Below are 13,495 nucleotides of genomic sequence, written 5' to 3'. Positions count from 1 at the left end.
TTCGCTGGCGCCGCCAAGCGCAGTTGCGGCGGCGCTCATCGAAGCCCTGAGCGATGGCTCGATGTTGGTAGCAACGCGCGACACGCTGGCTTCGGCGTTTGCTGGATTGCTGGCCAGCAGCGCCATCGGCCTTGCGCTTGGCATCACGCTTGGGATGTTCCAGATCATTGACCGCCTGATGGAAGTGACAATCGAGACCATCCGGCCGATTCCGTCGATTGCGCTGCTGCCGATCGCCTTGATCGCACTCGGCTTTGGCTATCGCATGGAGATCGCAATCGTGACGTTCGCCTGCGTCTGGCCGATCCTGATCCTGAGTCGCGCGGCGGTCAGGGGCATAGAACCAAGGCTACTGGAAGTCTCGCGCGCGCTTCGGCTTTCGCTGGGCGATCAGGTGCGCAAGATCATCATTCCGGCTTCACTCCCCCGGATCTTCGTGGCATTCCGGCTGTCCGCCGGCATTGCGCTGATCGTGGCGGTCTCGGTCGAGATCGCGATCAATCCGATCGGGCTCGGCGCCGCCATCATGACCGCGCAACAGGCGCTGCGGCCTGACCTGATGCTGGCCTATCTCTTGTGGATCGGCGTGATCGGATACGCATTGAACCGTGGCCTGGTCATCGCGCAACAACGCCTGTTCGGCCGCGCTGCTTTAGTGGGAGAGGCTTCGTGAAGCGTCAGATTCTGTACTGGCGCGCCGCCAGCCTTGTCGTCGCCGCCGGTTTCATCGTGTTGTGGCAAATGATCGCCAATCTGCGGCTGGTGTCGCCGGTATTTCTGCCGGGGCCGGATCGCGCTTGGGCTGCGCTGGTGCGGGGATTCGCTAGCGGTGAGCTCTGGACCAAGCTGCTGGGCACCTTGGAACACATGGCCTATGGCTGGTTTGCGGCGTCAATCGCAGGCATTGCGCTCGGTGCGATGATTGGATCATCACGAACGATGCGCAGTTATGTCGCACCGTCGCTCGAATTCCTCCGACCACTACCGGTATCAGCCATCGTTCCGGTGGCGATCGCGATGTTCGGACTGACGCAGGGCATGGCACTGTTCGTCATTGCGTTCGGGGCGATCTGGCCGATGCTGCTGGCGACCGTTCACGGGTTCGCCGCGGTCGAGCCTCGCCTCTACGAAGTAGCAAGGTCGCTGCAGATGTCGCGGCTGGCGGTCATTTTCAAGATTGCGCTGCCCTCGGCAAGTCCCGACATCCTGTCCGGCATGCGTCTCAGCCTGACGGTGGCGTTGATCCTGGCTGTAGTGTGCGAAATTCTGGCCGGCCTCGATGGCCTGGGGCACTGGGTGTTGTTGTCAGCACGCGCGTTCCGTTCGGCAGATTTGTTCGCGGGTGTAATTCTGCTCGGTGGGATCGGCTATGGTACCGCGCTCGCGATGTCGACGGTCGAGAAGCAGCTATTGAAATGGCGACCGAGCGGCCATTGAGCCTCGAAATGTTTCGGCTATTCGGATTACGGTGTGGGCTCGCAGGCGAGCTGACGTAATTACGAACTGACTTGCTTCAGCCAGCCGGTCCCGACGGGCCGGGCGAGAAGCCCGGGTCGCCGGCTCCGGCCGAGCTGTTGCACCGCCAGACCGCCCCTGGAAGGGCGGCATCCGGGATCCGGAGGCATCTCCGGATGCGGACGGCGGTAGCCAATCGTCTTCGCCGCTTTGAGACCCCGGTGGACATCCGCCCTGCTACCGGCTTCAGCGGGCAGCGGCACATCCTTCCGCAGGTGTGCGCGCCACCCTTCATCGAAGACCGGCAGGACATCCTTTATCTCGGCGCGCGCCGCGATGCCACGGCGCGCGATCTCCGCAGCCGACGCGCAGGCGTCAGGCAGGTCGAACCGTAAATTTCCGATGGTGGTGGAGTAGCCACCCCAGACCTCGAGCACGGCAATCCCCGCGAGGCCCGCCTTGCGGCGAAGCATCGCCACGAACACGGTGCGGCCACGGTAGTTCAGGAGCTGGTTCAGCTTGCGGTTCTTGCCACCAGAGCGCAGCTTGCCCAGGCCTTTCTCCACGGTGATCACGCCGCCGCCGTATTGGCGCGCCAGCGCGATCGCGCCGTCGCAGGCCACGGCCAGTACCTCGCGGACCACCTCCGTCGGCGCGCTCGGATCAACCTCGCTTCCGCGTTCGGCCACGCCAATGCGTAAAGCACGCTGAAATGCTATTATGACCTGTGAGTATGTCTGCGGGCTGTTAAACCAGATGAAGGCGCACGGCTACGGGCAGTGCACGCCGCGTCGACCTTAACGCCGCCGAGGTGCCATGGATCGATTTCTCTTCGGGTTATGAGCAGCGCGCGCTCGACAAGTGTCCGAATCAGGGCTCGCGCAAGCCGTGCGCCTGTACCAGAACTGCACGCTCGATATGGGTAGCCTGAAGCTGGACTCGATCAAAGATGGCGAGATAGATCTCGCCCGACGGCCGCCGTCGAAAGTCGAGGAAGGTGCGCTCGGCTATCTCTGATCGGCGGCGGAAACGTTGGCCGCAGGGCTGTGGCGGGTGCCAAAACGAAGATCACGAGGCAACCCGGCAGATGCGCTCAGGTCGCAACCGATCGTCAATTTTTGGCCGCGGCCCGCAGGTCTGGTCCCCAAGTGATCACGGGCGGATTCTCGGCTTTCACGATTGGAGTCAGCACCCGATCCAGATAGGCCCCGACGCCATCGCTTCGGAAAACGTAGAACCGATTTTCCCGGATCGCGTTGATCGTCGCTTCGGCGATGTATTCGGGCCTGATGCCGGCACCTTGAGCCGCGTCAGAGTTCGCTCGGAATCCTACGTCGTTCCACTCGCGGTCGCTCCACGGCCTGTCGCTCGCTGGGCGGTTGCGCCAGGAACGATGGATGTCGGTGGCGACCATGCCCGGACAGACCACTGAGACGCCGACCCGCGTGTTTGCGGCGACCAGCTCGGAATAGAGCGATTGACTGATCGAAAGGCATGCGGCCTTCGATGCGCAGTAGGGAGAATGCTGGCCGATGCCGACGTAAGAGGCGAGCGACGCCGTGTTGACGATGTGTGCGGGCTCGCCCTGGTCGATCAGGATCTGGGTGAACGCCTTTACGCCGTGCACGACGCCCCCCGACATTCACGTCGAGCACCCAGCGCCAATCGTCGAGCGACATCTTCCAGGTCGGGCCGGTGATGGACACGCCCGCGTTATTGACGACAATGTGAACCTTTCCGAACGCTTTCAACGTCGCCTGAGCCAGGGCTTCTACGTCCGCATATTTGGTGACGTCGGTTCGCACTCCGATTGCTTCGAAGCCCTTCGCCTCGAGTTCCCTCACAGCCCGCTCAAGTGCGTCCGCCTGGATATCGGCGATCACGATCTTCACGCCCTCACGGCCGAAACGATCGGCCATGGCAAAGCCGATGCCGCTGGCTCCGCCGGTAACGACAGCCACTTTGCCTTTCAAGTCACGCATGGAATTGTGCTCCGTATCAACGTTATCCGATATACTTGTTCAGAGGTGCTCAGCGAACCAGTCGACCGCGAGTTTCAGCGACGGCTCATAGAATTTGTCGTAGACTTCGTAGTGCGTGCACGGGAAGGTGTGCCGCTCGGCCTTCGCATGACGACGTACGATGTCATAAGCCGCTCCGCCTTGAAGCGCGGGCTCGCCGTACTCCTCGTTCTCCGCATCTATGAAGAGAGTTGGAACGCGGATGCGTGCGGCCGCCTCCAGCGGAGAATGGCCACACTGGCGAGCCACATCGGGTGTGCCCTTCAGCCCGGCCGCAGTGTCCACACCTTGCGGGATCGGAGGGTTGAGCACGGCACGCGCCTTATCAGCCATGCGGCGACGGGCAAGATCGGTGTACCAGGCTTCACGTGGGTGGCCGTAACCGCCAATCTGCGCCACGACCGTCTTGACGCGGGCGTCCGTGCCCGCGGTAAACACCACGTGCCCACCGCCGTAGCTCGAGCCCCATAGCCCCACGCGGCCTTGGTCAACTCCATCTTCCGATAGAAGGTAAGCCAAGGCCGCACGGATGTCGGCGATCTGGTCCAAAGGATCGACCACCTCCCGCACCACGTGCACGCGAACATCGCGCTCGCCAGCTTCCGTCAGCATGGGAGTGTTCTTCACCGGAATCATCCGCCCATCAGACCCACCCCAGCCGCGATAATCAAAGACCAAGCAAACGTACCCCGCGCGAGCGAAAGGCGCGGCGTAGCGTTCCGCCAAATGCTCCTTCAGCCCGCCCCAGCCATGACAAAGCAGAATCGCGGGGCGCAGGCCGAATGCCCCGACGGGCCGCAGCAATTCCGCCGCAAGTCGTGAGCCCTCGCTCCAGAGCGTGACAGGGCGGCGGTCGACGTCATAGTTCGTTGCATTCACACTCATTAACTCCCCATCTGCTCTGCTGTTGCCTTCGCAGAAGTTGCGCGCGTCGACTCTTTCGACGCGCCGTCCAGGAGATCCTCCCGGCTTCGCAACATCGTCTCAGGCCGAAAGCTGTGAAAACTTCCGCCCGGTCTCGGACAACCGCTTCACCAAGGTTGTTGGCGTTAGGGCGGACAGTCCTGTGCGTCCGGCAAATTGCTCCAGAGAAGAAGCGATTTGCCCCACACCCACCTGATCTGCCCAGAACATCGGTCCGCCCGTGGCGGTCGGCCAGCGATATCCGTGCACCCAAACCACGTCGATGTCCGTGGGACGAATGGCCTTTCCTTCATCGAGAATGGCAGCAGCCTCGTTAATCATCGGGTAAAGCAATCGCTCAAGGATTTCCTGATCCGAGATCGGACGAGGAGTGACGCCTTTCCGTGCGGTAAATTCACGAATGATGCGCTCCACGAAGGGAGACGGCCGCGCGGTGCGGTCTGCATCGTAGTCGTAGTACCCGGCTCCAGTTTTCTGCCCACGTCGATCCTGTTCGCACAGCAGGTCACGAAGCGTTTCCCCACGGGAAGTCTCTTGGTTCCAGCCGATATCAAGTCCGGCCAGGTCGCTCATCTCGAACTGCCCCATCCTGAATCCGAATTCGCGAAGCACCCGGTCAACGTCCCAGGGCATGGCGCCTTCCATGATCAGTTGGTGCGCTTGACTTGCGCGCTGAAACAGCATCCGATTGCCGACGAAACCGGGACCGACACCGACCACTACGCCAATTTTTCCGATGGCACGGGCCACCGACAGGGCGGAGGCGACGACCGACTTTGACGTCTTCTCGCCGCGCACGATCTCAAGGAGGCGCATGACGTTAGCCGGCGAGAAGAAATGCATCCCCACGACGGACTCTGCCCGCTTGGTTGCGGCGGCGATCTGATCGACATCTAGATACGAGGTGTTGGTCGCGAGTATGGCGCCTGGCTTCGCCACTGCATCCAGCTTCTCGAAAATCGATTTCTTCAGCGCCATATCCTCGAACACGGCCTCGATAATTAGATCGCAATCCTTTAGATCTTCGATTGAAAGACTTCCCGTGAGGCGCGCGAAGCGGGCTTGAACCTCTTCGGCAGAGAACCGCCCACGGCTTGCCGAATTGTCATAGTTGCGGCGAACGACTGCCAATCCACGATCGAGAGCCGCCTGGGCCGTCTCGACAATAGTAACTGGCAGACCTGCGTTCGCGAAATTCATCGCGATGCCGCCTCCCATCGTTCCCGCCCCGATGACTCCAATCTTCCGGAACGGCATGATCGGGACGTCAGAAGAAATATCTGGAACGATCCAGCAATCGTGCTCGGCCTTCGCCAAATGCGCTGCGGAGGAGTCTGAGTCAGATCGGAAAGTAATCGTCATTGTATCTACCTTTCAATTGGCTTGATCGTCGCTTTGACGTTCTCGCGCCTCGGGTCTTGATGGCGGGCGCAAGCACGTCGTCGGCATCAGAAAATTTCGAACAATCCGGCAGCGCCCATGCCGCCGCCCACGCACATGGTCACGATGCCGTGTTTTGCCCCTCGCCGCTTGCCTTCCAGCAGGACATGCCCGACGCACCGTGCGCCCGTCATGCCATAGGGATGGCCGATTGAGATGGCGCCGCCGGACACATTCAGCCGATCTTCGGGGATCCCCAGCTTGTCGCGGCAGTAGATCACTTGACTCGCGAAGGCTTCGTTCAGTTCCCAGATATCTATGTCGCCCATGTCGAGTCCCGCCGTCTTCAGCAGTTTCGGAACTGCGAAGACAGGGCCAATGCCCATTTCCTCTGGCGCACAGCCAGCGACGGCCATCCCGCGGTATGCGCCGAGAGGCTTGAGGCTACGCCGTTCAGCCTCTTTCGCTTCCATCAGAACCAGTGCTGCTGCTCCGTCAGAAAGCTGCGAAGCATTGCCCGCCGTCACATACTTGCCCTGCTTGACGAAAGATCCGCCCTTCCAGACCGGTTCAAGTTTCTGGAGATCCGCGAGTGTGGTTTGCGGGCGGTTGCCTTCGTCCATTGAGATCGTCACCTCGCGGACGATCTTCTCGTTGGTGTTTCGATCGATCGCCAACATTGTTGTGGTCATCGGGGCGATCTCCTCACTGAATCTTCCCTGCGCCTGCGCCTCGGCCGTCCGTTGCTGCGAGCGCAAAGCGTATTCGTCTTGCGCATCGCGGCTGACGTTGTTGCGTTGAGCAACAAGCTCCGCAGTCTCAACCATGGGAATGTAGAGACCCGGCGTGAGCTTCAGGAGTTCGGGATCACGGGCGCGATAATGGTTTGCGTGTTCGTTCTGAACCAGGGAGATTGACTCGACTCCGCCGGCGACAGTCACCGTCATGCCATCGGAAATGATTTGCTTTGCGGCCGTCGCAACAGCCATCAACCCTGAAGAGCATTGCCGATCGATGGTCTGCGCGGCGACGCTTTGTGGTAATCCCGCACGAAGTGCAGCCTGACGTGCGGTGTTGAACCCGGTTGACCCTTGCGGCATTGCGCAGCCCATGACGACGTCGTCCACCTCCGATGGGTCGACGCCGGCGCGGCGCACCGCTTCTCTTATGGCGTGTCCTCCGAGCGCTTGGGCCTGGGTATTGTTGAAAGAACCCCGGTAAGCTTTTCCGATGGGAGTCCGGGCCACCGCAACAATGACGGCTTCACGCATGTAGTCGCTCCTGCTTTGCTAGTATTCCGTGTTGTCTATTCACGTGGGAAATTCAAAGTCGCCTTCGTAACGAGCAGCGACGATCCGAAGTCACGAAATCACGGACGACGTCCGGCTCTCCGACCACAGCATCGGCGAGCCCGACAAGCCGTCACTACCGTTGTGCGCGCCGCCAAAATCGTTCGCCATAACCCGGGCGCCTCGGACCGCAAGACCGAGCGCGCGGGCACGTTCCAGACCATTGCGCGCACCGGTTACGGTTGCAACGCGCCCGTCGAATCTGATTGTCATGGATCACTGTCCTTCCGTACTAAAACGCAGATCATCGAGAGATCAGGTCTCTTCGCGATGGGATCGAAGAATATGCGGCGTTTTCTCCATCTTGCCTCTATGACATCGTGACGAGTGTTTGGCTCTCCATCGGAGTCGGCAGAGCCGTTGCACTCATGCGCGCGAGAAGCCGATAGCCTGCATCAAGGAGATCGGCCTCAAGAGCGGCTCTGCGGCTGCCAAATTTCAGTACCCGTCCCTCGGCGTAGAGAACTCCAGGGCGGGCGGGCGCCAGAAACGTGACCTTGAACTCAAGGGTTGGCAACCCGATCTTCTTTTGCGCGTGGGCGACTGCAGCGATTGAGGCGGCCTCATCAAGCATTGCGGCGACGAAACCGCCTTGAACATTGCCCATGGGATTACAAAACTCCTGCTTCGCCTCGAACGCGATGCGCACATAACCATGCTGGCTATCCAGATGAACCAACCGCGCACCGAGCAGACGGCACACCGGCGACATGCGTTCGTTCATCCGGACAAGAAGTTGTTCATCGGCTAATGGCATGGGATCGCCGCCTAAGCAGTCGCATCAGGGCGGGCCGAATAGCTGTCGCGCAACTCACGCTTCAGAATCTTGCCGATATGACTGCGGGGCAGCTCCGGGATCAGTCGTGCGTCCGCCAACCTTTGGGTTTTGCCGACGCGCTCGTTGACGAAGTTCCTGATTTCCTCGGCCGAAGCTCCCTTGGAAACGACGAAGGCAACTGGCGTCTCTCCCCATTGTTCTGAAGGAACGCCAACCACAGCTACGTCCTGTACCGCGGGATGTTGACGCGCGACCGTCTCGAGATCCGAAGGATAGATATTGAACCCACCGGAAATGATCATGTCCTTCTTGCGGTCCATGATCGTCAAAAATCCGTCCTCGTCGAACCGACCGATGTCGCCGGTTCTGATGAAGCGCCGGCCATCAGGCGCGAACCATTCCGCTTCCGACGTTTTGTCCGGGCGATTGTGATAGCCCGTCATGATTGCTTCGGAGTGACCGACGATCTCGCCCACCTCTCCGCGAGGCAATTCTTTTCCGTCCTCGCCGATTATCCGTATGTCGTGACCCGGGATCGGCTGGCCGACGGTGTGAAGCTTGTCCGGGTGCTCGTGCGCCAGAAGCCAGCAGCTCCCGCCGCCTTCCGTCATCCCGAAATACTCGGTCAAACCTCCTGGCCACCGATCAAGCACTTCGCGCTTGAGCTTTGCCGAGAATGGCGCGGAAGTGCAGAACTTCATCGCGTAGGACGACAGATCGAAGCGATCGAATTCCGGATACGCCAGCAGCCGCTGATACTGCACCGGAACCAGCATCGCATGCGTGACACGATACCGCTCAGAGAGAACGAGGAACTCGCGCACATCGAACTTGTCCATCAACACGAGCGTTCCGCCGCCCGCCAGCGTCGGGACCACCGACGTCAGGGTGGTGTTGGAGTAGAGCCCGGTTGAAACCAGGGTGATGGCGTGCGGGCTGTACCCCGGCGGGTCCTGTGGATTCATCTGCCGCCACCGCAACGAATGCGGCTGCACAATCCCCTTCGGAGTGCCGGTGGTCCCCGATGAATAGATGATGTTGAAACCCCAATTCGGCGCGATCTCCGCTGCATCAGGCATACTGCCTTCAGACAGCAACCAACGGCTAAACGGTTCGCCCGCATCCGAACCGTCAAGTGCGACACGCGGGATCGGCACAGGATTAGACAGGCTAGAGAGAAGAGCCGACACTGCCGCGTCCAGAAACAGGATCCTTGCGGCGCTATCGCGCATCATCAGGTCCAGGCTGGCAGCAGTGGCCGTCGGAGCAAGCGGCGTCACCACAATGCCGGCCCGCAACGCACCAAGGAACATCACGACGTATTCAATGGAGTTGGTAGCGCAGACCGCAATCACCTCCTGCGCTTTGACACCCCGCGCCTGCAGCGTCGCTGCGGCACGATCCACCAATGCATCAAAGGCGCGCCATTCGATCCGCCGATCGCCCTGGATCAGCACCGGATGATCGGGCCTCAACGCGGCCTGCATTCGGACGAATGCCGGCAATGTACCAAAGGGCTTGGCGATTGCAGCGGCAAGCGTAGATGCTGCAAGGCTGGTAGTCATCGATATTCTCCCGAACGTTCGATCATCTGACCTGGATTCGTTGACATTACCTGCGAACCACCGCCGTGCGGCGTCTGTCCCTCGCGGCGGGCACTGTCTTCCGCATGGTCAGGTTCGGCCGATCGCTGTTGTGGCTCGTAAAGGTGACAGGCCACGAAGTGACCGGTCGCGACCTCCCGCAGCGGCGGCTGCTTCAATGCGCATGGCGCGAAAGCATGCGGACAGCGCGGATGGAAATGACACCCGCTGGGCGGATTGAGTGGGCTCGGCACTTCGCCTTGCATCACCTTTCGGGCGCTGCGTTTTTGGCTAGTGCGGGTCGGCACCGGGACTGCCAACAGAAGTGCCTGGGTGTAAGGATGGAGCGGTTCGTCATAGACCCGCTCTTTCGGCGCAATTTCAACGATGCGACCGAGATACATGATAGCGACGCGGTCGCTGATGTGACGGACCACAGCCAAGTCGTGCGACACGAACAAAAAGGTCAGCCCCATTTTCTCGCGCAGGTCGTGGAGCAGATTGACAATCTGCGCCTGAATTGAGACGTCGAGTGCCGAGACCGGCTCGTCGCATGCGATGAATTCCGGACGCACCGCAAGGGCACGGGCGATACCGATGCGCTGCCGCTGCCCTCCCGAAAACTCGTGCGGAAAACGACCCGCCATCGCTGGATCGAGGCCGACCAACTTCAGCAAATCGGCCACCAATGGCGCGGCGTCGGACTTGGTGGCATGGCCGTGTATGAACATCGCCTCCGCGATGGTCTCGCCGATCCGCATCCGCGGATTGAGTGAACTGTATGGATCCTGGAAAACGATCTGCATACGGCGCCGGTAAGGCCGCATCTGACGTTCCGGGAGGTTGCCGATGCTGTCGCCGCCGAAGCGGACCACGCCGCCGCTTGGCTCGATCAGACCGAGCAGGGTGCGTGCCAGGGTGGACTTGCCGCAACCGCTTTCGCCGACCAGGCCGAGGATCTCGCCGCGGTGAATCTTCAAGTCAATGCGATCGACCGCGGCAATACCGGGCCGCGTCGCACTGCGATGACGCGGAAAATGAACGGAGAGACTTTCGGCTTCAACCAGCGCGCCCGAATTCGTGTCAGCCATGAGCGTCTACCCAGCAGGCACGCTTGTGTGTCTGACTGACCGCCTCGAGAGGAGGCATCTCGACCCGACAGCGATCAATCGCTCGCGGACAGCGCGGCTGAAACGGACATCCCGGCGGCAGCTTCAACGGATCAGGCGGCTGTCCCGCGATTTCAGCCAGGCGTTCGGTCGCGCGTTGATCGAGCCGCGGAACTGAGCTCAACAGCCCCATGGTGTAAGGATGCCGCGGATCGGAATAGAGCTCATGCGCCATCGCCGATTCGACGATACGGCCGGCGTACATGACGAACACGCGATCCGCGTACTGCGCGACGACGCCCAGATTGTGCGTGATGATCAGCATGCTCGAATGGTTGTTGTCGACCTGCTGGCACAGCAACTCCAGCACTTGGGCCTGGATGGTGACGTCGAGCGCAGTCGTAGGCTCATCCGCGATGATCAGATCGGGCTTGCATCCCATGCCCATCGCGATGGTGACGCGCTGCCGCATACCGCCGGAGAACTGGTGCGGATAATTGCGTATCCGTATTTCAGGCTCGGAAATGTTGACGCCGCCGAGCAATTCCGCGGCCCTGGCAAGCGCGTCATCGGCACTCGCGCCGCGATGCACACGCAGCGGCTCGCCGACCTGGCGGCCTATGGTGTGTACCGGATTGAGACTGGTCATAGGCTCCTGGAATATCATGGCGATGCGGTCCCCGCGGATCGCCTGGATCTCTGCAGTCGACATCTTGTAGAGGTCGTCACCTTCAAACAGAATCTGGCCAGTCACGCGGCCGGGCAGCTCCGGAATCAATCGCAGCAGCGACAGCGCGGTCGCGCTCTTTCCGCAGCCGCTCTCGCCGACAATCGCGACAATCTCGCCGCGCCGCACGTCGAACGAAACGCCGTTGACCGCGTTGACGTCACCCTGTCGGGTCGAAAAAGTGATCCTCAGATCGCGCACGTCGAGCAGCAGGCCACCGGGACGGTCATTCGGTGGTCCTTTGTCGATTGCAGTGGTGGCGTCGACAGTGCTCATCGGTCGAACCCATTCAAGCGCGGATCGAGCGCGTCGCGCAGCCCATCGCCGAGAAAATTGAAGCCGAGTACAGCCAGCGAAATCATCAGCCCGGGCGCCAGCGAAAACAGCGGTACTACTTCGAGATAGGTGAAACCAACCCGAAGCTCCTTGCCCCAACTCGCGGTCGGCGGCTGCACGCCGAGACCGAGGAATGAGATTCCGCTCTCGACCAGAATCGCGCCGCCGACCGTAATCGAGATGGCGACAATGATCGGAGCCAGCGTATTCGGAAAGACGTGCCGCCACATGATGCGGAATCTCGACACGCCGGTGGCGCGCGCCGCTTCGATGAATGGCAGTTCGCGCACCAGCAGCGCCTGGCCGCGTACGATGCGCGCAAAACCGGTCCAGCCGAACAGCGCAAAGGAGAGAATGACGTTACTTAGCCCCGGTCCGAGCGCTGCCGACATTGCCAAGATGAAGATCAGTGGCGGAAAGCACAGGAAAGCGTCGGTCACCCGCATCAAGATGGCGTCCATCGCGCCACCGGTATAGCCAGCCAGAAGCCCGATCGGAACCCCGATCGCCGCGGCGAGGAATGTGCAGAGCAGGCCCGTCATTAGCGACACTCGGGCGCCGTAGAGAATGCGCGACAGCAAATCCCGGCCGAGATTGTCGGTGCCGAGCCAGTGCTGCGCGCTCGGCGGTGACAGCACGGCATAGAGATCCTGATGGTAGGGATCGAAGGGTGCAATCAGCGGCGCCAGCAGCGCCAACAAGCACAGCACCACGATGACAATCAGTCCGACGCTGGCGAGGCGATGGCGCCGAATGCTCGACGCGAGCGCGGCGAATGTCCCTCCCGAGGGCGGCACGAGTAATTTTTCAGCGACGTCGGTAATGGCCATCGTTAGGACCTCCTCACCCGATCCGAACGCGAGGATCGAGCGCCCCGTAGAGCAGGTCGACCAGGAGATTGACCAGCAGGATATTGAGCGACACCACGATCAGCGTCGCCTGGATAACCGGAAAATCCTTCTGGAAAATGGCGTCGACGCTCATGCGGCCGAGACCCGGTATCGCAAAAATGATCTCGATAAAAAATGCCCCTGCCAGCATGCTGCCCCAAGATAGACCGAACACGGTCACGACGGAAATAAGCGCAGGCTTTAGCGCGTGAATCACGATTACGGCGCGTTCCGACAGGCCCTTGGCGCGAGCGGTGCGAATGAAATCCTGGCCGATAATTTCGAGCAGGCTGGAGCGGACGTAGCGCGCCAGCAGTCCGGCGGAATGGGTGCCAAGCACAAAGCTCGGCAGGATCATCGCCAGGATGTTCTGCCAAGGGTCTTCCGAGAACGGCACGTAGCCTGAGGGCGGAAAGATCGGCAGAGCGATCGCCAGCAGATAAATCAGCACAATTGCTTCCCAGAACGACGGGATCGACACGCCGAGGATTGTGCCGGTCATCAAAACAAAGTCGAGCTTGCTTTGCCGCCACAGCGCGCTGAGCAGTCCCACCGGGATGCCGACGCCGACCGCCCATATTGTAGCAAACAGAAACAGCTCCAGCGTGACCGGCAATCGGCGCCAAAACATGTCCAGCACCCGCTCGCCGGTGCCGATCGAGATACCCCAGTCGCCGCGAACAAATTTGTACAGCCACTGTAGGAACTGAACATGAATCGGATCATTAAGGCCATATTCGGCGCGGACATGTTCCACCACGGCGGGGTTTGACATGTCGACGCTACCCGACATCGCCGCCAGCACGCCGTCACCCGGTATCAGCCGGGCGATGACGAACACAAGCACTGTGAGAATCACTACGATGATCGAGGCATGAAACAGGCGGATTGAGATGTAACGTGCCATTGGCGTTCACTTTGCTTGATCGTGTGCGGCGGCTTT

Annotated in this window: 14 protein-coding genes and 2 pseudogenes; 3 read left to right on the top strand and 13 right to left on the bottom strand. The window is 60.9% G+C overall.

Features of this window, described 5'->3' with window-relative positions:
• Positions 1–61: 61 nt before the first annotated feature.
• Together AC629_RS13510 and AC629_RS13505 are read left to right on the top strand one after the other, a co-directional pair.
• On the top strand, positions 62–673 hold the full coding sequence (locus AC629_RS13510; protein ID WP_245331847.1) for an ABC transporter permease: 612 nt from the start codon (positions 62–64) through the stop codon (positions 671–673).
• Positions 670–1,437: an ABC transporter permease gene (locus AC629_RS13505; protein ID WP_084805237.1), complete on the top strand. Its 768-nt coding sequence runs from the start codon at positions 670–672 to the stop codon at positions 1,435–1,437. The genes AC629_RS13510 and AC629_RS13505 overlap by 4 nt, the downstream gene beginning before the upstream one ends.
• A gap of 59 nt (positions 1,438–1,496) precedes the next feature.
• Here the strand turns inward: AC629_RS13505 and AC629_RS13500 are convergent, their stop codons facing one another.
• Entirely contained in the window at positions 1,497–2,144 is a 648-nt protein-coding gene (locus tag AC629_RS13500; protein ID WP_084805236.1) for a hypothetical protein, read from the bottom strand.
• A 172-nt stretch (positions 2,145–2,316) separates the two neighbouring features.
• Here AC629_RS13500 and AC629_RS46745 point away from each other — a divergent pair, with 172 nt between their 5' ends.
• The gene (locus AC629_RS46745) at positions 2,317–2,472 is read left to right on the top strand and encodes a hypothetical protein (RefSeq protein WP_168195471.1); all 156 of its coding nucleotides are present in this window, start codon (positions 2,317–2,319) and stop codon (positions 2,470–2,472) included.
• Between the two features lie 94 nt (positions 2,473–2,566).
• Here AC629_RS46745 and AC629_RS48625 read toward each other — a convergent pair whose 3' ends face one another.
• The 12 genes and pseudogenes from AC629_RS48625 to AC629_RS13445 form a co-directional block, all read right to left on the bottom strand.
• Positions 2,567–3,097, bottom strand: coding sequence for an SDR family NAD(P)-dependent oxidoreductase (locus tag AC629_RS48625; RefSeq protein ID WP_245331846.1), 531 nt, complete (start codon positions 3,095–3,097; stop codon positions 2,567–2,569).
• 46 nt (positions 3,098–3,143) lie between these two features.
• A pseudogene (locus AC629_RS50550) lies at positions 3,144–3,374 on the bottom strand (SDR family NAD(P)-dependent oxidoreductase); the annotation flags it as partial.
• Positions 3,375–3,476: 102 nt separating this feature from the next.
• A complete protein-coding gene (locus AC629_RS13490; protein ID WP_084805234.1) occupies positions 3,477–4,361 on the bottom strand; it encodes an alpha/beta hydrolase in 885 nt (294 codons plus the stop codon).
• A 99-nt stretch (positions 4,362–4,460) separates the two neighbouring features.
• Positions 4,461–5,762 carry a 3-hydroxyacyl-CoA dehydrogenase gene (locus AC629_RS13485; RefSeq protein ID WP_084805233.1) on the bottom strand — a complete coding sequence of 434 codons (1,302 nt, stop codon included), beginning with the start codon at positions 5,760–5,762 and terminating at the stop codon, positions 4,461–4,463.
• An 86-nt stretch (positions 5,763–5,848) separates the two neighbouring features.
• Complete coding sequence (locus AC629_RS13480; RefSeq protein ID WP_084805232.1) at positions 5,849–7,051, bottom strand: acetyl-CoA C-acyltransferase; 1,203 nt, start codon at positions 7,049–7,051, stop codon at positions 5,849–5,851.
• 147 nt (positions 7,052–7,198) lie between these two features.
• Positions 7,199–7,342: pseudogene (locus AC629_RS13475) on the bottom strand (3-oxoacyl-ACP reductase); the annotation flags it as partial.
• A 97-nt stretch (positions 7,343–7,439) separates the two neighbouring features.
• The gene (locus AC629_RS13470; RefSeq protein WP_084805230.1) at positions 7,440–7,886 is read right to left on the bottom strand and encodes a PaaI family thioesterase; all 447 of its coding nucleotides are present in this window, start codon (positions 7,884–7,886) and stop codon (positions 7,440–7,442) included.
• Between the two features lie 11 nt (positions 7,887–7,897).
• Positions 7,898–9,472, bottom strand: a complete 1,575-nt coding sequence (locus AC629_RS13465) for a class I adenylate-forming enzyme family protein (RefSeq protein WP_084805229.1) — start codon at positions 9,470–9,472, stop codon at positions 7,898–7,900.
• Complete coding sequence (locus AC629_RS13460; protein WP_084805228.1) at positions 9,469–10,581, bottom strand: ABC transporter ATP-binding protein; 1,113 nt, start codon at positions 10,579–10,581, stop codon at positions 9,469–9,471. Before AC629_RS13460 ends, AC629_RS13465 begins: the two co-directional genes overlap by 4 nt.
• Positions 10,574–11,602 (bottom strand): ABC transporter ATP-binding protein, encoded by a 1,029-nt coding sequence (locus AC629_RS13455; protein WP_084805227.1) that lies wholly within the window; start codon positions 11,600–11,602, stop codon positions 10,574–10,576. The genes AC629_RS13460 and AC629_RS13455 overlap by 8 nt, the downstream gene beginning before the upstream one ends.
• Positions 11,599–12,492, bottom strand: coding sequence for an ABC transporter permease (locus AC629_RS13450; protein WP_084805226.1), 894 nt, complete (start codon positions 12,490–12,492; stop codon positions 11,599–11,601). The genes AC629_RS13455 and AC629_RS13450 overlap by 4 nt, the downstream gene beginning before the upstream one ends.
• Positions 12,493–12,505: 13 nt before the next feature.
• Positions 12,506–13,459 carry an ABC transporter permease gene (locus AC629_RS13445; RefSeq protein WP_084805225.1) on the bottom strand — a complete coding sequence of 318 codons (954 nt, stop codon included), beginning with the start codon at positions 13,457–13,459 and terminating at the stop codon, positions 12,506–12,508.
• Positions 13,460–13,495 lie beyond the last annotated feature (36 nt).

Origin of the sequence: Bradyrhizobium sp. NAS80.1 (assembly GCF_001908205.1) — a bacterium.
Taxonomy (GTDB): domain Bacteria; phylum Pseudomonadota; class Alphaproteobacteria; order Rhizobiales; family Xanthobacteraceae; genus Bradyrhizobium.
Note: the sequence above shows the minus strand (reverse complement) of the source record. Positions and strands in the feature narration are given on the sequence as shown.